This is a genomic window from Aureispira anguillae (assembly GCF_026000115.1).
GTDB lineage: Bacteria > Bacteroidota > Bacteroidia > Chitinophagales > Saprospiraceae > Aureispira > Aureispira anguillae.
This window is the reverse complement of record NZ_AP026867.1, coordinates 1,644,281-1,665,587: the sequence shown is the minus strand read 5'-3', so window position 1 is coordinate 1,665,587 and position 21,307 is coordinate 1,644,281. Positions and strand designations below refer to the sequence as shown.

The following is a 21,307-nucleotide window of genomic DNA, read 5'->3' as shown; positions in this document are numbered from 1 at the left end:
AGCTCCTAAAAGGTACACAAACTAGGGCGGTGTAGTGCTTGTATATTTTCATTTTCTTTTGAAAAATATAAGCATGAAAACCCGCCATGTAACCGAACATGTAAGCCTAGTAATGTGACAGAAGAAACGACTAGAGACTGGTAGCTTTTTTAGGCTACTGGCGCAATACTAGATCGCTACTCTCTCGGTGGAATACCTTATTTCATCTTTCCTTCACTTACAATTTTATATTGATCTAATGGGTATCGTTTGTTAAGAATTTTATGTGCATCTTCTTTGTTTACACCAACAACCTCCTCTGTGTTTACTGTGTCATTAGGCAATCCTAAGTGTTTAATTATAATTTTATACATGATTTTTTTTATTTATTAAGTTTGAAATAAAATATATCCTTTTTCTGCCCTCTAAATCAGGGCAACCTAGAAACATGACAGAACGCAGCGACTAGCGCAGTGGTAGTTTTTTATAACTACTGGCGTGATTCTAGTCTGTTGGCTTCTGAGGTGGAATACCTTGTTCCTTTCATTCTGTAAATCAACCAAGCGACTAATAAAACCACAATATAAAATACAGCTATATCTACCAAGAAATAATAAATAGAAAAACTTGAAGATATTGGACAAATATCACAATTATACTTTGTTGCAAACCTAAAAGGAATACCAATTAGCTCATAAGTATCATCACTCCCGATCAATAATTTTTCTTTTTTAGTATAATGAGTAATTACAACAAAAAGGACAGCAGTTACTCCTAAAATTTTTAATAGTAGTTTTGATAAACTATTCTTTAGAGATACGTTATCATCTAATATATTTTCTATTTCCACTATTTCTTTTTTGTTTTCTTCAATGGTGTTTTACTTCTCTTATCATCTAGCCATTTTTTTTCCTCTGAAGTTCTCAATACAGGGTGCTTATCAGACCCTGACCCATGAGGGTTCACTCCCCTTTGAGAACCATAGTAATCACGCATAAGTTCAGAAGATCCTTTAAGCTTCTCTTCTTCATCACCTAATGGGTGTACATGATAAAGAGCTTCATGCATAAATAAGGTACCTAAAGTTCTTAAAGAACTACCACGACCTCGATAAGTACCTAAATGGGTAGACAAGCGAATCCAACCATGAGTCTCTGTATAGCCACCTGCTTTACCATCAATTAAACTTTTGTTTACATCCGCTTCTAATTGAGTCCAAACATACCCTCTAAAACTAATAATGTCAAACATTGCCTTAGTGTATTTGTCCTTATTCCAGTCAAAATTTGGATTTGCAACTAATGCATATTCTGTAACTTCCACTGATTGAGTATTACTCCACCACAGATACCCCCAAAAATTTCGATAATCATCAGGAGCTTTAATATCATCTCGAACCCGTTTAATTTTCTGAACAGAAAAAGCTTTTGCGCCTTCTTCTCCATATTTTGTTTTATAAACTCTATTCAAATCATCTGCTATTCGTTGCATATCATCACGGCTTGGAGCTACAGCACTATCTCCTTTTACATCTGTATTAAAAATGGGATTTCCACCAAAAACAGAATATGGACTAAATGAGGTTACAGGTCTAGGATCAAGATTCCAACGGCGAGCAATTCGAGAATCATATTCCCAAAACTTTGCGGTTTGGTGTCCATTAGAGATTTCAGGCGATTTCTCTTGCCCATTAAAAGCAAAGCGATACAAATCTGTAGAGAAAGAACGCTCCTTAATATCCCAGCCAAAGGGATAACTATCTGAGCTTTGAATAACATTAGCAGTATACTCTATTGTACCGTTAATATTCTCTCTAGATTTTACGTCATTGATGACCTGTCGAACGTCACCACGGAAGTTCTTTAGTTCATAGCGGTAGACTCCTCTCATTCGTTCCAATCGCTGCACTACTGCATCTCCTTGCTCAAAGATAGGAAAAGATTTTATATAAAGTTGGTCTTGAGCCACAATTCCTAAATTTTCTAGTCCTATGACTTCATCTAAATTAACTCCTTCATCTCTTTCCAGATCAAAATCTAAATAACTCTGAGTAGGATCGCTTTCTATGTGCCCAAGATAACTGTTTACTGCTATTTTGGGCGTAATAGTTCCTGACGCAGACATTCCATCTCCTACAATTTTAATTGGTCCTCCTACTTGTATATTTCTCTTGATAATTCCTAATCGATCTGATCCATAAACCATTTGTTCCTTCAAATAAACATTAGGCGTTCTATATACATTTATTCCTGAATGACTTGGTTTCTTATCATATTCATAAATGCCCAATACATTTCCTTGAGGATCTCGAACATAAACAGTATGTTTTTCGTTTTGCCCCGTTACATTAGGGATTTGTATTTTAGAAATTCGATTTCCTTGAAAATCATAAATATATTTTAGATCTGGTCGATTATTCGTATTTGTACTATTTCTTTTGACATAGCTCACCTTTTGCTCTGATGTCCACTTTATTTCTTCAATATCTTCTGAAGCATCTGCAATTAATGATCCATTCTCATCATACACATAATTAGCACTACTTTGACTCTTTAAATCATCATTTCTATTGGGTGGTGTAGCTGCATCGGATACAAAACTCAACTTATTGTTCACAAAGTCCAATGGAGAATTCGCCAACGTTGAAGTTCCTGCATTATAATTATACGTTAATTCATCCAACAAAACAGGAGAAGTATTGGGCAATAGCCCGCCTGCATACCGTTTTAAGCTCAGAATATTCCCATTAGGACCATAAGTATATTGAGTTTGTGCGCCTGTTACTGGTTTATTAGCTCCCGTAGCAAAACTTCCCCATGTAGTTCCCACTGCCTGTTCTAAGGTTTGAGACTCGACCAATCGATGCAATTGATCGTAACGATATTTTTTCCAAATGGAAGGCAATGCGGACTGAGGAGCTCCTCCAATAGCAGGTTTAGTTTGTGCTTGCGTAACAGAGCTAATATTTCCATTATAAAGATTTCCTGTTTGCCCATTTGCTGGTACTTCTGAATAATTTTGTACACTAGAATTAATTGTTGAATAATCGCCATCATAATAATGTACGGTATACCCGAATATATCTTGAGCAATTCTATCGTGTATATCTCCGCCTATAGAACTGTGTAGGTTACTATTATTTGAACCATCTCGCCCAGGATCATCTGATGAACTCAATTTATTAGAATTCACTCCTTTTATCCAGCCATGCATGGTATATAGATAATCCAAACCTTGCACTTTGTCCTCTCCTAGTTCTACCCTTTTTAAAGGTCCATGATAATAGTATTCATAGCTAGCATCCGTATTCCAAATAAAGCCATTGATACTTGATTTTGCTTTTATCAAGCGATTATTGGCATCATAAGTATATCTAAAGCTCAACTGATCTTTTTCCCCCTTTTGGTAATCCACTCCATGCACAACGCCTGAAATTAAATCATAATCGTATTGAAGTTGTTTGTATTCGTTCCCAACCAATTGAGGATAATATTGCCATACTTCTTTAGCATTTCCAAAAACATCATAATTATAAGCTACCTCATAATCTATTTGTTCGCCATCCATAGAGTAAGTTTGTGCCCCTACTCTATTTCTTCTTAAGCCAATTTCATCTTCAAATTTTGCATCTATCTGGCTGATCCCTGTATTGTAAAACGTTTTTCTTACTTCTGATTTGGTCCAACCTGAAAATATAACCAAAGAACTAGGGAAAGATCCATTATCCAATGTAGATTGAAATGTAGCTTTGTTACTAGGTGCTAATAAATCTGCAAAAGTTAGAGGGATTGGTCCTGCTGACGAAGTAGCGTTTTCTTCAACCAAACCTGTTTCTACAATGCGCCCTAGGGCATCATAACAGATATAGTTAGCTGTTTTGTCCAATACTTGCTGCTCATTTTGACTAAAAATAGGGCGTCCTAATACATCATAATAAGTCTTAACGGACCCTCGATCTGGTGCTGTAGACTGTACAACTTCATTCAGCGTATTATAAACATAATTGGTTGCCATCGCATGGGTTGGCTCCTTAGGCGTTGGTACACCTCCTTGCTTTTGTATTTTTCTATGTCTATTTCTTTCTACTACTGCCAAATCTAAGTCGGCTTGGGTCTCTAAATGATCTACACCAGTAGGAGGAACGGTTCGCTCTAAATTACCACTTGCATCGTAATAATAAAGTGTATAATGGATCGCCCGATCGGTATATGTTAATTCAAATTCTTCTACAACATCGTTGATACAGCTTGTTTTCAGGTCTCTTTCGTATTTAGCAACGGCTTTCTTAGTAACTCTATCTATATATTCTTCCGCTTCAAATAAAGCCAATGCCAATGCTTGCTCTTCACAAGATAAAGGATCTGGTATTTCTAAACATTTTGATATTTCGGCTTTAAAGTGAGTAGGTATGGTATTATCCAATTTAAAATTGGCTTTCCAAAGTTGTAGATCTTGATATCCGCCTAATGGATATGCTGGCGTAGAACTAGCAGAACAATAGGTATTTTCAATATATTGTATATCGCTTCCACTAAGTGCTGTAGGTAACAACAGTAAATCTGCAATATACCGATCGGCTATAACATCATAAATATCGGCATAACCTGAATATTCTTGTTTTAATTGCTTAATTTCTTCACAAACACAAGTTGGATATCCTTGATCATCGCAAGCAAAGAAGGTGATATCGCTAGAGACAACTGTTGCAGGTACACTAGGTGTATTTGTTGTTTTTACTAATTTTAAACCTGCATATTTATTAGAACGAGTTACGCTACCTGCATTATAAGTTAAGTCTGGAAGTTTTAACACAATCTCCATCCCATTCCCTCCTGCGGATTGAGCGAATAAAACAATGTCATCTTTTAATGGACTAGGTAATGCACTTACGGCTGCATTTAAAGCAGCTTGAACCATGCTTAAATCATATCCACAATCATTGCCCAACATTCCCGAAGTGATGGTTCCTAAATCTAATGAAGTAGTTCCATAAGTTGTGTTAAGTCCCGAAGTCGATGTTGCTAAATCCAAACTTAGATCTATAGAAGAACCATTATTTAAACAAGTAATGGGCTCTACTAGTTTGTAATAGTCACATAAGGTATTTAGGTCTTTACAGTTTGAATAACCAAATTTACTTTCATCATAAAAAGTTTTTCTTGTTGCAGTAGAACCTATCCCTGCAGAACCATAAAGCAGACGATTCATTTCGACACTCACTCCTTGATACGAAATTGGTAAATAGACAATTAATTCAAAATCCCCATTAGTTTCTGTCACTATTATAGATAGATCATCTTTTAAAGGAGAAGACAGTGTTGCTATCTGATTATTAATTTGTTGCTCCAAATAACTCTTATTACAATTAAGACCAGTACTAGTGCTCCGCAAAGGTAACAAATCTAATCGGGTACCATATATTGTTGCTAAATCAGGATTTGTAAAATGAAGATTAAAAGACAATTCTTCATAGAAAGAAAAAACAGTTCCTGTAGAAGCACAGCCAAAACTAATAGTTGCTTTATAAATCGTACACGGTCCCCCAGAAACAACATTTTGTCCCACAGTACCATTCAATACCCCATTAGCCATATTTTGTATGGCAATACTATTGTCTTGCGCAACGGTTCCACTAAAATTAGTTTGATTCTCTACCTGTGCAACAAGATCATTATAATTAGGAATTCGAATACTAAAACCATCACTGGTTTCTAATACCCCATCATTAGGGTCGGCATCCGCCAAGAAACCACCACACGTTCCAGTAGGAAATTTATCTAATAAGTGCTTATTAATCCCTCTTCGTTTACACTCTAGCATCATACTGCGAATCGCTGCCCATCTCAACTCATCCGTTATATCAGGATCTTGGCGAGCTAAATCTGCTAAATCTGCCAGATCATGCCAATTCGATCCATCTTCTATATAATGGCATATTTCCCACTTAATATGATCCAACAAAGGCGGTTTAGGAGCTGGGAGTGTTGTCATTAATAGATGATGAGCAGTCAACTGACTTGCAATATCTCCAAGCATTGGATAACTAAGCCTACCATACCAATCTCCATGGCTGGTTAGCGTACAGATACCACCATTAGGAATAGTTAAATAATCATTGGTTAAAGCATCTGCTAGATCTAAGTTAAACCACGCTGCATCCTGCTTACGCAAGGCTTGATACCAAGTATCATTTGTATTAGGATCTGGATTATCAACACATTGATAACGATACAAACACCATTCTGGATGATACTCAAAGAAGTTGTTCGCCTCCATAAACCCCTTAATTTCCACATAAGTTAAAGCACGAACCATTGCCCAATTGGTATAATCTACTCCCTGATAAGTAATACCATTACTTGGAAAAGATATTTCGTTCTCTAACCAATTCGGTTCTTCATAATATTGCCCTCCAGGCAACAAATCAGATGTTAACAAATCCCGAATTCCTTCGCAGCCCAAATCAGAAGGATCGCCACTATATTCGTCACAAGGATCTAAATTAACCTGTGTCAAATCCAACAAAGGAGCAGCATCTACACAGGGATTAGGATGCACGGGTGGTGTGATATTAACAGGATCTTTATAATAAGTCTTCAAATCTGCTAAAAAAGAATTGTTATCCGTCTTAAGCTTATCTTTAAAGGCTTCTACCTCAGCAGAAACATCCTTTAATCTCAGCACCTTTTCAATGGTATACGATTTTAAGTCATTCAGCCCTGCCACAAATTGAAAATCAAATACATCTCCATGATTTACGTCAAAAAACGCCCCAAAAACCATTGCATTATTGCTACTGGATGTTATACTTAGACGATTGTTCAATACATTACCTTCTGAATCATAAATATTAAATTTTAGCTCAAATTCACAAGGAACCGTCACTCCATCACACCCAACAAAAGGAGCAGTGTTAACCGTATAATGAAAATCATAATTTCCAGGCGAACTTACCATGAATTCCTTTATAATCGATTGAGGGGAAATACTTCTTTTTTTGTCCTCCTCTTCTTCAGGCAACAAATTTCTCGTTTTGACACGAGAAGTGGGGTATCGATAAACTGGAGTGCCAGATTGATCCAAGCGATCCACCATGTTGTTTCCTGAAGCATCCTTCGGAGCCTCTCCAACCAAAGCTGTCGCTACTGTCTTTCCAGCAAGATTGGTATAAGAGATCGACAATTGACCGTTCGGATCTTTGGTCATTTGCATACTATAATGTTCTGCATAGCCAATTTCTGACCCAAATAATTCGTCTAAATCCTCTTGAAACACAGAGGCGTAATAATATTCTGTTTCATGCCCCGAACCAAAGGCATGCGTTTCGCCAACTCCTGATTGGAGCTTAACCCTTCCCTGATTATCAAAAACAGTTTGAGTATAAGGAAATCCTTTTGCATCTGCTACAAAGGCTCCTTTATCAGAATCTTTATCGTCAATATTGGAAGGAGAAAAATAGCGCCCACTGCCTGAAATTGTACTCAATTTCATAATCTTTTGAGTCTGATCAAAGGTATAATTAGCATCTTGATCAAAGTCCGTCCAATGAATGGGTCCTCCTATTGTTGATGGCGTATTAGTACTTCTATCTGCCAAGTTGTAATTGTCAAAAAATTTCAGTTGATTTTCTGCCTTTTCAGCCACACTAGGAATCACCTGAATCGCTTGCCTTCCTTCTCGATCAAAAACCGTTTCAGAAACAATAGTGCGATTGTAAGAATTGTCCTTTGTAACACTTTGTCTAGCTCTACCTGTTCCATCTGCAAAATTTAAGACTTCAACTCGTTTCCCTTCTTCTGCATACGAAGCTTGATAAGTCCAGTTTTTTTCTGTTTCCAAAGGACCTATGTCCCCGCTCCCATCTGCTGCTATAGACAAAGAAAGCTGCATATTAGACCAATTACCAATCAGGCGATGCCCCAATTCATTGCCATAGCCTACTGCTCTGGCTCTAAAATAGACGGTTCCTTCATCATAAGGTAATTCTATGGTATATTTATTTTCTATTAGACTTACCCGTGTTGCTCGTTGCCAGCCCAATGGACCATCCAAAGCAATTGTAGTGTTAACATCTTTGGAAATGTACAACCACTCAAAATCGTATTCTTCTGCCCCCTCTACAAAGTCCCATGAATAAGTCACCATTCTATTGGGAACATCTAAAGCAGTTTGTCGTATGGTTATATCTTCTTGAACATCCAGTGAAAAAACACGCTTTACTTTTATTTTATTTTCTAAATACAAATCCTCCTTCATGACAGGCTGATGAGTAGGCGTACTGATGATACCATTGGCATCTGTATATTCTATAGTTAAAACTTGAACCTCCAATCGATCCGCACCAGGAAGATGAAAAACATCCCAATCCTTAAAGCTTTGTTGGCCATCCAATTCATAATTCACAGCTAGCCACCTTGTCACAGTAGGCATTGGATGTCCTTGCGTATTCCACGATTGAATCTCTACCTCTACTCGATACCCCCAATCACTGGAAAACACGACCTCTTCTGATCCTTCCCAACGTAAGCTGACATAGCCATCCACCTGTACATTCGTAAATCTTTTGCTAAGGTCATATACCTTTGATTTAGGGTCTGTTGGTAAACGATCTTCCCAATCGTTATTGTTTAACATATGACTATACCAAGCATCTGCTGTTACCAAGCTCGCCGCAGGAGCAATGGCACTCCCCTTTAAAGAGGAGACATACTCCTCATCTCCTGCCCATACTAACTGGCTCTGAATCAGCAATAGGCAAATCATTATAAAATAATGGATATATTTCATCTTCAAGAATTGGTTTATTAGGTTTCTCCTTTTACAGGATACAGTTTTATTTTTTAATTCTTTCTCCGTTAGTTTTAGCAGCAACCAAACTACTTTAAAAGCAAAAATTTTGAATTCGGTAATTAATTCCAGTTGATCTTTTTCTCCTCACGCTGTGTTAAATTAAATTGCCTATACTTTGTATTTAATGAGGCTTTTTTGCCTTTAACAGTAATATATTCCTGCCAATTAAACCAATCTTTAGAAGGCGGTTTAGTACTTATTATTTTGTAATTGATAACGGTCTTATATAGAGTACTTTCATAAGCATTCATTCCTTGATAATAGTAAGTTATCTGTTCAACTAATTTCTCCTCCATATTTAATTTCACCTCTATTGTCTTAATCATTTCGTTAGGACTATGAATCTGATACGTTTTATACTTACCATTACGACTCATATAATGAATCCGTTCCTTATTCACAGAATCCAAGCCTTGTTGATATACCTGAGTTAATTGATCAATATCGATCTCTACGTCATGGTAATAAACCACTCTATAATCTGCATGATTGATAAATAAAAAATGTTTTCCATCTACAATGGTTTCTTGACCTCCAAATTTAGAATAGTACCCCTGATCTCCTTTTACAATCTTACCCTTTTCTTGATTTATAGGCTTAGTATCCTCTCTTTTTTCAAAAGAACTTACTATTACATCTTGTGTATAATAATCTCTGTTTTTGTGATGATTGTACACCTCTAAAAAATCCTGTTTGAAATTCTGTGCTATGGTTGGCTGGATTAATAGCCAACACGATAGCAAAAAAATAAGCTTCATATCTTTCTTTTTATTGATTCGATCGAATGTACTGACGCCCTTCGGTAATGGTTTTAATTCCTTCAGTTGTTTCCTTCTTTGTTTTTTCCAACTGCCCTCTTTCATCATAGATATAAAAAGTAGCAAAATTGTTATCGTCTAAGGTTGCTGTATTCTTCAGACTTGTTTTGTCGTAAACATAGGTGGTCATCATGGCATCAGATGGATGAATTCTTAAATCATCTATATAAACATCTTCACCAAAATTAAAGACCGCTATTTCCATGCTAACAGCATTTGAAGGAATAAGGACATCTCCACTAATTCGCTGCCAATGCTCGATCATAGAACCCTTAGGAGCAATCGCCGTTCCTAAAGGATTACCAATCCTAGCTCCCGAAGCATCATTGAAATGGATCGTCAAACTCAACGTTTTATAAGCAATCATATCATACACTGCTTCGTCCCGTTTCACCCATGCACTAAAGGTGTACTTTTTCCCTGGCTGAGGAGCAAACTTCCCTAGGCAGTTACAAGCCTGTGGCAATGCCTTTACAATAACGTCGCTCGCTCCTTTTGTTGTCGTACGCATTATTTTGGGTATGGTCATACCTTCTAGCTCAATCCCCTCTTGTAAGAATTGTAGCACCTCCTGTTTCTTATAATAAGCATCAGGACGATAGAGCTCTTTAGCCAATGCATTGGCACAATCCGTTTCATCAAAGCTGCTCAGGTCTATCTTTGTAAATGAACCTATCGTTGGATATGGTATCTTATAACTATATTCTCCTGTGTGACTTTCTGTACTCACTACATTTTCTACATCTATTACCCCTCCCCAATGCGCATTACAATCTTTGGAATAAGTCTCAAAACCATCAAACATAACCTCATTATACCGTGCATTTTGAGCAACAGCAACTGGTAGATTATCCTCATATCCATACAGTGCTGTACTGTGATTCCCCAAACGATCTACTGTTTCTAATTCATAGCCAGAAGAGCTATATTTTGTTGCCATACTTCCCCTTTGCCACTCCGTGGCATTTGCTCCTGCCCAATTAAAAGGACTAAAAGTGGTAAAGACTCCTTTGTCTCGTATACTCTCTTTGTTATAATCTCGTTCTCCTACATAAGTATATGCCGTCCAAGGTCGCCAATTTCCTTTGGTTCCATTGTTGTAATAATTGATGGTAGAACTTGGCACATAACTAAGATCATCCCCGTTGCATGTAGGAACACTAGATCCTACCTTATTTGATGAATTACATAATAAATCGGCTGATTCTTTCACAACACCATTCTCATAGATTTCTATCGTATGGGCTCCTGCTCCCAATAAAGGCACGTTAATTTTAATAGATGTTCCCCTTGTATTAAAAAAAGCGGCATTGACATCTTGCCCCAAACAAGGATCATAAATGATCATAACTCCTATTTCATTCGTAGGCAAAGCAATTTTTAACTCATCCACAGTAACATCATAATCCTCCCCTACAGTAACCAACTCACCACCAATATTATGTTCACCACTAGGAACATCATTTAGAGTAAGTTCATGAAGCGTTATTGGTGTATATTTAAAATCATACCACATTTGCCCATACGATAATCCACTATTTGGAATATAAAAGGGATGACAACCTCCTAAATTTGACGTAGGCAAGACTAATGGCGGGACACCTATTAATGGATTAGGATATATTCCATAATGGCGTAAACCCAATCTTACATGACCGTACATATCTTCTGCTTCTGCCTTCGTCATATAGGCACAAAGTTCTCCTGTTGTTTGTGATTCAAACCATGATTTACCAGAATGGTCGTGAACTCTTTCTGCCAACTGCCCAAAGTTGGCTAAACCAGGAGTTAAAAAATTATACCCTTGCCAACCTGTCTGAATCAAATGTGGACTATCAGTAAATACAAAATTATATTTGACTGCTGAAGCTCCAACTGGTCTAGTATGTGGCCATTCATCAAAGTAAAAAAATGGTTGATTTATAGTAGCATTCATCATACAAGGATATTCTTGGTGTGGTCTTCTACTTGGGAAAGTAGGGTGATCTGCTTCAAAATATCCCTTCACCCACTCACACGAAGCCCCCTGTGTTACATGGGGCCAAGGGCAACCATCTACGTGAGTTTTGTTATGTTTTAAACCACAAGGAATAGTTACATCCCCCCCCTTGTAAGTGCATTGACCGTTTACTGTATAATCTTGATACCCTTGCTTTATAGGATTTGCAGATTTAATCACTTTCACCTCATAAGCATTTTTAGTGTTAGCACACAAATACATGGTATCTGGACAAGTTCCTTCAGTAGTAATTTGAGTAGCATCAATAGGTTCTCCATCTACTTTAATTACAATATCCCCTGCATTAACTTTATCGATAAAGGTTTGCTCAGGATCCAAAGAACTACTAATGTCAGAATACAAAGTTGCATCAACACAATAATCAGCACTACAAAGAGCCTTTGTTTCACAATTCTTAGCATTGGGCCAGAAATCTCGGTACTTAATCGCAGAAGCATTCAAAATCCCCTTAGTTGCATCAAAGGTCAAAGTATCACTTGATCCTAAAGTAGTATTCGGCGCATAATCCATCCCTTGAGCAACAATAGCTCCTGCTGGTGCATACAATAAGTTCTTTCTACCAGAACGAATAATTGTAATCTTATCAATTAAAGAAACATCAACAAGAGAACCATCTACTTTCGCTAGTCCAACAAAACCATTCGTAGCATTTGGAGTAGCTTTAGATACTCTATAGACAGTAGCCTTATCTCCAACTTTATCTCCTAACGTATTGGTACTTTCTACATAAACTTCATCTCCTTCAATGAAAGGAAAGTTACCAAAATTAATCTCATAAAGTCCTTCTTGATTCCCCGTCGTTGCTCTTGTTATTGCCCCTTCTACAACCACTCCTATATTTTTAAAAGCAGCAGCCATCCCATCATAGTGCCAATGGGCCTTCTGAGTATAATTATAGATTGGATCTTTAAACTCATTCATTGTACGAGTTAGCAAAGGTTCGCTAGTTAAGGCATCAAAAACTAAATTCTCTGTTTTAATTGTAGAATTTTGAGTCGTTATAGTTGTCGATTTTAGAATCCCCTTTTTCTGTACAAATTTCTGTACTACTGCTGTTTTTAAACTAGAACTTGTTTTTGATATTCCCCCAGAAGCAACACTAAAAATTGGAATACATGAAATACCATTAATAGTTGGCATAAGAGCGCTTGTAAAATTAAAATCTAAGGTAAAGTTATTCGAAGATTCTTTATTTTCATTGGCTTCAACCTGCACATCTACCTCTACGCCCAATCTTGCTCTTTCGTATTTTCCATCTTCTGTAAATACATCTACCTCACTACTAATGTTTCCTTCATTATCGGTAAAATACTCATATTCCTGTTTAGAAATAACAGTACCTTCATACCCCTTTGTTTCATCAGGATAGGTCTTTTGAGTAATTGATTTAGGTTTGCCCGCCATATCATTAAAAATCAAACTATAACCCTGACTAACTCCTTCATACCTTCGAAATTCTGTAAAAATACCTGGTATAGGAATAATTTTATAATTAGGACCAACTTTATCCATCTCTGTACGCTTGAATAAAATAGGAAACTCTTTGGGACTATAAAATTCATACTCTGTTATAGGAGTGGTCATTCGTTTATTACTAGCATCCTTTGCTGTAAGGCTTTTGACCGTTACTTTTCGATAACCTACGGAAGCAGACGGATAATGTGCCATCATAATTGGATATTCCATAAACAAGTTATTAGGCTGTTGTAATACATTAGCATGCTCATATTTGCTAGGAACAACCATTGGGTTTTGCTCCTTACCAGCAAAAGGTTCATAGGCTACACCACTACTAATTTTCTCTCCATCCTCTTCTATGGTATAATCATAAATCTGCCCATATTCTGCATTTTCATAACTTGAATTGGAGCTTCCACCAGTCATTTCCTCCCAATTATCATTAATTCTAATTTCTTTTACACGTACTCCTCCTCCTCTTTTCTTTCCATCAGGCACTTGCAAACGTATTTGTGAAAAACCATCCAAAAATATTTCTGAAGCCCAATTTTGAATTTTATAATAATATTTATACCCTGCCATCATCGACATAAAATCAGGTATAGAAGAAAATAAAGCACCTACACCACTTGCTGTCTTTACTCCATGTACCAAATCTGGACGATTAAATCTCAAATGCTGAAATGCTGCATCTCGAATAGGATGAAGATGATCTTTTGCCGCAGCAAAAGCTTGAAAAGGCACAGCATACAAGGTAATATAGCCGATATCAAAACCTCTTGAACTACTATCACTACGAGTTACGCCATAATGGACATTTGCTGTTTCCATTCTTAGATTACCATAACCTGAGACAAAATCCACCCGATCATCATCTCGATTTATTTCGGTATCCAACAACTTAACAGCAGCTTTAAAATACAATTCTTTGGTTTCTCCAATATAATGATCTTTAAACCACTCTGCAATACCATCCATATCACTACTATACCCATCATAAAAGGTACTAGCTGTAGCAGCTCCTAGCTCTGGAATTGAGTTTTTTAAAGGAAAATAAATTTTGTATTCAAAATCAGGACTAACGGGATCCCCTGATCCATTATCTTGCTCAACATTTCTCAAACTAGCTTTAATGGTCGAAGAATAACTAGGTCCTGACCTACGCTTTTTGTCGGCTCCTGTGAAATCCTTCCCCATATGCACAATTTCATATAACTGCATTGCCTTTTTGTCCTCGACATAAGCATAATCATCTTGTTCATATTCAATATGCATACTACTTCCTGTCGGCAAATCAATTTGCTCTAGATGCCAAGGGACATCATAAGTAATGGGCTGACCAATATGATTGGTTGTTGATTGATCCGTATAGGGAAATTGATGATGTGGATAATTGGGAGCATCGTTATTTTTATAATTTCCCCAACAGTCGTTATTTTTCAAAGAATAAGCCTCATTTTTCCCATAATGAAATACATAAGGACTAGAACTTCCTTTTGTAGAATTTTGATAGGTAAACCAAAGCTTTTTCAACGTTAATTTTCCTCCAGTCCCTTCTCGATTCGGTACACCTTTGCACAGTTCTTTGGTTCCATCTGTTTCATAACCAAAATGTGTTACTTTTAGGGGAATAGGAACATAGGTTGGATCGATTTCCATTTTTTGATACTCCTCAATTGTATACAACTTGATTTTATCCAATGATTGCATTCTATCTCTAGCCTCAATTTGAGTAGGTTTTCCTCCTTCTTCAAGTTCAGACGCCCCCAAAGCATCTTTTCTTTCTTTCAAGTCAAAAATAGCTACATGGGTTTTAGTTTTTATTTCTTTTAAATAAAACAATTCTTTTTTACCTTTAGAATAGCTTCCTTTATCGTCAAAATATTGAGTTGTCCCTGGCATATAAATTGCTCCCTCATAAGGGGCTCTCCAATGATAAGAACTTGAAGTTTTTTGATATTTAAAATCTACCCAATAGCCTAGGTCATCTGCGCTCACTCCATCCCCTGTAACATCAACATAATCTGCGGAAACAACCGAAGTTAGCATCCAAGAATGGGCATAAGCTGGCAATTTTTTCTTATCCATAAACTCAGGCTTTTTGCTCCATTCTCCAGATGCTTTATCATAGCCACCAGAAGGTACCGCAACAGTGGGGTTAGGAATTTCTGCGCTTTGTTTTGCTACAGAAAAACTAGCGTCTTCCTGCTCTAAATTATAGGCAGGTAGACCATAGGTATAACGCATTCCATCTGGTTCTAGAATTGATACTTCTGAAAGATGATCCTTTCTGTCAGGTTGGTATCTCGTAGACTTAAGCACCTCATTATTAGCAGCATCATAATATTTATATTCATTCGTTGTTCCATAATTTTTTGTTTCCGACTCAGTTAACGATTCAATAATTCTTGTTCTACGAGTAGGTACATTTTGTTGAGCAACATTAGTAGCCGCTGTATTAATCGAATTGCTAAAATTAGTCATCTGAACCCCTCCGCCAGCAACTTTACCAAGATCAATACGTATTGGCTCATCTTTTTTCCATGCATCATATTTGTCATCTGTCTGCGTAATAGCAGGACGATCCCCCATATCTTTAAAGAAAGTAGGTTTAAATCTTACAGGAGAAGAAGCTGAGGAATTTTGCTCGCTCTTTAATTGATCTATAGCCCAGCTATGATCTTCCCAAGCTCCTGTAGAAGCCGTAGCTGTTCCAATTTCTGGCGGCACTCCTCCTATTCCTATATGATAACTTAAATTGGGGCAAGAAGACGGATTCCTTGATTCGGGTAATATACCAAGGTCTAAATTTCCTCTGTATTGTTTGGTTGTACTAATAACCTTAGTTGGAGAATAAACCCCTATCTTTGAATGATAAGCCTTAAATACACTACTAATTCCTTGCCCTGTTGCTGCAAAAATATCGTTAGTTACATTCGAAGGAGGCACATGAGGAATATGTGGGCTATAGTTAAATGGACTGTGATTAAAATCTGTCAAAACATAGTCTTCCTTATTCACCTTTTCATTATAAAGATAACCATAACTTTTTATCTCTTGTTCTTCACCATTCTTTGTTACAGTAGAAGTAGTAACATCTGCCATGTAACTATAAGGAAATTCAGATTTAAAATTCGCTGGAGGGTTTTGGAAGGTACCATTGTCATCAGTCCCTGGTGTAAAACCTAACTTAAAATCACTAGAAACAATGGTATTCGTCATCGCCATAGTCGTAGCAGGAACACCTTGAGTAAAATTAAACGTTACATTTCCTGAACCAACGGCATATAGCCCTCCTTTTGTATCGGTTACTGATTTAGACATAAGTGCTCCATTATGCGCAGGATTTTTACTGTGATACAGTTGATTTTTTTTCACTGCTTCTGTATAAGCCCCACTAATCGACCCTGTAATTGATATGTTTTGTAGTCCTTGTCTAGAATTGTATTGTCCTGACACTCCTAATGAACCGTTAACTCCTTTCTTAAAATTAGTACTAACACTAAAAGAAGCTCCTATCCCTATGCCCTCATGGGGATCATACGACAGGCTCACCCCTGCTTGCACTGCAGGTGAAGTATATTTAGGATTGAATTTGACTCTATAGCCTAGTCCTTTATAATTATTGTAGTAAATTTGTAAAGTATTACTCATACCCCAAGGAGATTTTTTTTCATCTCCACTGGGAGTCCCTACTTGCTCTTTTTCCTCTTGCAATATACCTACCCCAACCGTAACATTGTCCCGCATGTGTTGCTGATATTTAACCTTATCCCCATTAAAATCATCGGGCAGCCCTCTCAAATTTCTATTCACCGCTCCAACATTCACATTCCAGCCTAAGCCTACCCAACTCGCTTCTTGATCCATCCCTATACCCGAATGGTAGGCTAAATTGATTGGATATCCTCCGTTCGGCCCTGGAACAGACAACAAAGGAATATTATAGGTAAAATCTCCTGTATATAAATTGACTAAATCAGTAGTTCCTACTGGCTCAAAACTTGCATATTCTTCTTGTGCAGGTCCCGATGTTAAGGCATATACTTCTGCTGAATAGGTTTGTAAAAATACAAACAGTAAAAAAGAGACAATAAATCGGATTTGTTTTCTTATCCTTAATATCATGTTTATAGAGTTTTTAGCTTCGGTATGTCTTCAAAAATGTGTTGCTCAAATAGTAGTTTAGTTGTTCCTATTCCCAATACCCTATCCTCAAACACAAAGGTTATATCTTGATTAATTTTTTTCTCTGCTCCTTTCTTAAATCCTAAGGCAAATTCTACATAAGGCGCTACGTCATAACTTCGTACAAATTGAAACATCGTACAAGGAAAGGTATCCTTCCCGTGCAACAAATAGAGATCTTGTTGCATATCAAAGGTAAAATACCCCAATCGTTGCTGATATTCTTGATCCGAATGTGCCCCTGAACCTACAGGTGACAAGCTCCCCTCTTGGTTTTTAATCCTAAAATTGTAATAAATATAATCTGCACCCAATTCCTTTTTTCGATGTTCCACCACTGCTGTTTCTAGTGTTGCTTTTTTCTCTTCTTGGGCAACAATAAAATCTAGTGGTTTATATTGAGCACTAAATTCAAATTCATTGATTGTTTTTGACTGATAAAGACCATTGTTAGCATCCCTTACCCACTTTACATAGTTTGCAGGAGCCAAATTTGGTTGATCTCCACAGCTACCCAATATTAAGCAGCACACAGCTAATAAATAGCCTACGATCTTATAATTTTTTTTCATTATTTTGCCACTCCTTTATAACGTTGATTTGCATAATTTAGAACTAAGTCCGTTACATTATAAGCATCCTTTGCTCCCATTAAAGATCCATCTCCTGTTGCGCCAAAAATATAGTCGTATTCATTAGCAGCCGTAAAATCTTTTAAATATTGGTTCAACTGATTGGAGATTTGCTCTTGGTACTGCTGCGTTAACAAGGCATTATCCTCTGTAAATTGTTGTTGTTTAAGCCTATATTCATTGCTCATTCGGCTAAACTCAGCTTTATCTTGCTCCGTTGCTGTTTTGTCAACGAGTCTTTTTTCCAATTGAGTCAATTGCATTCCTAAACTATCCATGATAGCCTTTCTCGCCAACTGTACCTCCTGAATTTTAGCATTTAAATCTTTAGACAACTGAAATTCTGCGTATAATTTTGCATTGGTAACGTAAGCCGTTTTTAGCTCTTGTTTGTTGCTAATTGTTTGGAAAATCAAACCTGAACCTAAAATGATGGATAACAATATCCAAGGTAATGACTGTTTCATTGAATTATTATCGTTTATAATCGCTTAAATCTTAAAAATTGCTTCTCTCCTTTATCATTTGTTAATTCTAACAGATAAGATTTAGAGGGGTCCATATTGCTTATCGTTAACTTATATCGATTGGTACCATACCGTTTTGTTGCGGTATTGGTTAAATCTATATTTTCAAGTATAGCATTCACTTGTGTTCGTTCATCATCATAAACTACAACATCCAAATTTCCTGCTCTATAGTTTTCTTTATAATAAAAATAAACCGCATCCTCTTCGCCTGTAATAGGATAATAACTGGCATCTACCTTATCTTTTAGTTCCGTATAAGCTACTGATGGACTTACTGTTTTAAAAGTAGTTCTCAAATCATAAGCAATTCGACGTTGGCGAACATCTGAATCACTAAAGCCCACCATCAGGTAATATTTATCGATGGCTTCTGTCAACGTTTTGGTCGCCACCAACTGATCACCCATATAAACTTCAACTACTTTATTCCCTGTAAAACGCAGTTCTACCTCGTAACCTCCTTTGGGATAATAGACCTCTGGAATAAAATCATAACCTGCTCCTGCCCACGAAAAAGCTCGGTCAGACAATGACACCTGACCATATATATGAAATACCATTTGAAAAGGGTAATCCAAGAAAAAAGTAGGCACTGGTAAAGGGCTAGTCGCTGCTTGCAATCGAATTACGAATACGGCATTGGCATCTGCTGTATTGCTGTGTTGGTTTGGAAAGTTGGGATGTTCTGCTCCAACTCTAAATTTTACACTCCCTCCTCCTTGTACCACATCAATTGGAATGGTCGGATCATAAGCATGGGTACGATAATCAGAGATGGACTGCATGGGCAAGGCGGGATCACAGGTCACACTATTGTCTACGATCTTTAAAATAGAAGCCGTAGGATCTGCCTTTTCCAAAGCCAATTTATCATAGATTTCATAGCTCGCTACCTTCATCCCTCCTGTAGCATTGGTCATCGTTACCGTATAGGTTCCTTTTCTCAAATTTGTAATCGTTGGATCAGTTGCTCCAGTTGACCACTGGTAGCTATAAACATTGTTTACATAAGCCAAATCTACAGGCGTTAGTTCAATGCTACTGGTTACTCCATACTTATCGTTATGGCTTACTGCCCCCTTTATTAAAGGCATCGTTGCACAAAAAGACGACCTTAAACCATAGGCTATTCGTCGATCTAAATGTGCCATATCTTTAAACCCTACGGCTGCTACATATTCATTGGTTGAGCGTTGCTCCAAAGTCGCTGAATAAATCAAATTTTCTTCTAAATAAACTTCAATTTGATGATTCCCTAAAAAGCGAATTTCAAACTCATCTCCATCCGTATAGTCATGCCCAGTGTAATCTCCTCCTGCTATTTTTCGCAATCCCTTTTGTCCATAGATTTTTTCAGGTATAAATCCTCCTGTTACTACTTTTAGATTCGCATCATGTACTAATAATGGTATTCTTATCGGATTTGATAAATTTTTGGTTTCAAACAACTCCAAATAAAACTTAGGAGGAGCCGCTGGATCTGGATTGGATATTTGGTTGGGAAAATTGGCATGAGTTTTTGCAAACTTGGCAAAGACACTCCCTGTCTGAGTTGCGATGTCTATTGGAGTCTTATCATAACAATGCGTCCGCTGATCGGCTAGCCCTGTGTATCCTAAACTTGGATTTACCGTGACACTATTCCCTACGATCGACAAGGTATTGTCATTGGGCTCAAATCGCTCTAAATCCCAAGGTCTATAAATAGAAACCTCTATCACCTCTACCACTGCATCTTTCGTAACTGTACAACGATACGTCCCCATTCCCAAATTATTAATGGAAGACGAACTCGCTCCTGTTTCCCACAAATAAGAATAAGTCCCTGTTTGGGTGGGAGTTAAGCTAATACTTCCTGTACTAGCACCACAATCGGTATCAACGGTACTAATACTAACCAGTTGTCCATAAGAACTACTTGCCATAAGAATGGAAAACAAAATCAATACGCTCTTTCGCATGTCGAATAAGGCATTTTTTAGCGGTGACTTTATTAAAAGGGTCTTTGCCCCATTAATTGAGTTGGTCATAGTTTTTATCATTTGATGGTACACAACTGTACATCAATCTTTGTAGAGGAAAAAACGGAAGATGGGAAACATGGATTTCTAAGTTGCCAATCGTACAATGGGTTGTTTTCTCAAAAAGATCAGTGTATGTTCCGATAGTTCAGGTTATAACTGCTTCTAATTATATTTAGTTCCCTGCTTTGTTAAAAATTTTATATTTATATTTTCAACCTATTTTATTACAAAAATATTTGCTCCTTTAGGTGCAATATCATCTACTATCTAGTCTTAAATTCGTGGTGGGTATATTCCTTGAAGAAGGATTTTGGTGGTGTGGTTGTTCTATTTTAAAGTTTAGTGTTTATTCTCAATATATAAAAAGGAATATAGATTGTTTTTTAAATGAGTTGCTACAAAAATATGTTAAATACCTATAAATCGCAAGTCCGTTTTTATATTTAATTGCCACTAATAAGAAAAAGTAATCACTTAATCAATACCTAAAATCGGTATTTCTTATCGGCTTTTTTGTACGACAAAGATACATCAACCTTTTTGCTGGATCAAGCCCATCAATACTTCTCTTATTATACGGTATCATTCACTCCTTAAACGGTACAAAATTATTAGCTACTGGAATAATCGTTTTTAGGTTCATTTTTTTTCTAAAACAAAAAGACCATTCAGCAGACTCCTAAACCTAAGCAGCAGCAGTAATTGTTTATTTTTTACTTCTTCCTGATAATATTGTATTTCATTTTTCACATCTTTGCACTATTCATAATATAGAGCGCCAATTACTAAGCAAAAAATAACCTTAGTC

At 36.9% G+C, this 21,307-nt stretch carries 7 protein-coding genes; all 7 read right to left on the bottom strand.

The window, feature by feature from the left end:
- Positions 1-469 precede the first annotated feature (469 nt).
- Entirely contained in the window at positions 470-829 is a 360-nt protein-coding gene (locus AsAng_RS06300; RefSeq protein ID WP_264791948.1) for a hypothetical protein, read from the bottom strand.
- Entirely contained in the window at positions 829-8,766 is a 7,938-nt protein-coding gene (locus tag AsAng_RS06295) for an RHS repeat domain-containing protein (protein WP_264791947.1), read from the bottom strand. Before AsAng_RS06295 ends, AsAng_RS06300 begins: the two co-directional genes overlap by 1 nt.
- 122 nt (positions 8,767-8,888) lie before the next feature.
- A complete protein-coding gene (locus AsAng_RS06290) occupies positions 8,889-9,587 on the bottom strand; it encodes a hypothetical protein (RefSeq protein ID WP_264791946.1) in 699 nt (232 codons plus the stop codon).
- Between the two features lie 10 nt (positions 9,588-9,597).
- Complete coding sequence (locus tag AsAng_RS06285; protein WP_264791945.1) at positions 9,598-17,253, bottom strand: carbohydrate binding domain-containing protein; 7,656 nt, start codon at positions 17,251-17,253, stop codon at positions 9,598-9,600.
- Positions 17,254-17,255: 2 nt separating this feature from the next.
- Entirely contained in the window at positions 17,256-17,885 is a 630-nt protein-coding gene (locus AsAng_RS06280) for a hypothetical protein (protein WP_264791944.1), read from the bottom strand.
- Entirely contained in the window at positions 17,885-18,412 is a 528-nt protein-coding gene (locus AsAng_RS06275; protein WP_264791943.1) for an OmpH family outer membrane protein, read from the bottom strand. The genes AsAng_RS06280 and AsAng_RS06275 overlap by 1 nt, the downstream gene beginning before the upstream one ends.
- A gap of 14 nt (positions 18,413-18,426) precedes the next feature.
- Positions 18,427-20,505 carry a hypothetical protein gene (locus tag AsAng_RS06270; RefSeq protein WP_264791942.1) on the bottom strand — a complete coding sequence of 693 codons (2,079 nt, stop codon included), beginning with the start codon at positions 20,503-20,505 and terminating at the stop codon, positions 18,427-18,429.
- Positions 20,506-21,307: the final 802 nt, after the last annotated feature.

Coding starts and splice junctions, on each gene's coding strand:
- AsAng_RS06295 (WP_264791947.1), bottom strand. CDS start 8,766: ATGAAATATATCCATTATTTTATAATGATTTGCCTATTGCTGATTCAG.
- AsAng_RS06275 (WP_264791943.1), bottom strand. CDS start 18,412: ATGAAACAGTCATTACCTTGGATATTGTTATCCATCATTTTAGGTTCA.
- AsAng_RS06285 (WP_264791945.1), bottom strand. CDS start 17,253: ATGATATTAAGGATAAGAAAACAAATCCGATTTATTGTCTCTTTTTTA.
- AsAng_RS06280 (WP_264791944.1), bottom strand. CDS start 17,885: ATGAAAAAAAATTATAAGATCGTAGGCTATTTATTAGCTGTGTGCTGC.
- AsAng_RS06270 (WP_264791942.1), bottom strand. CDS start 20,505: ATGACCAACTCAATTAATGGGGCAAAGACCCTTTTAATAAAGTCACCG.
- AsAng_RS06290 (WP_264791946.1), bottom strand. CDS start 9,587: ATGAAGCTTATTTTTTTGCTATCGTGTTGGCTATTAATCCAGCCAACC.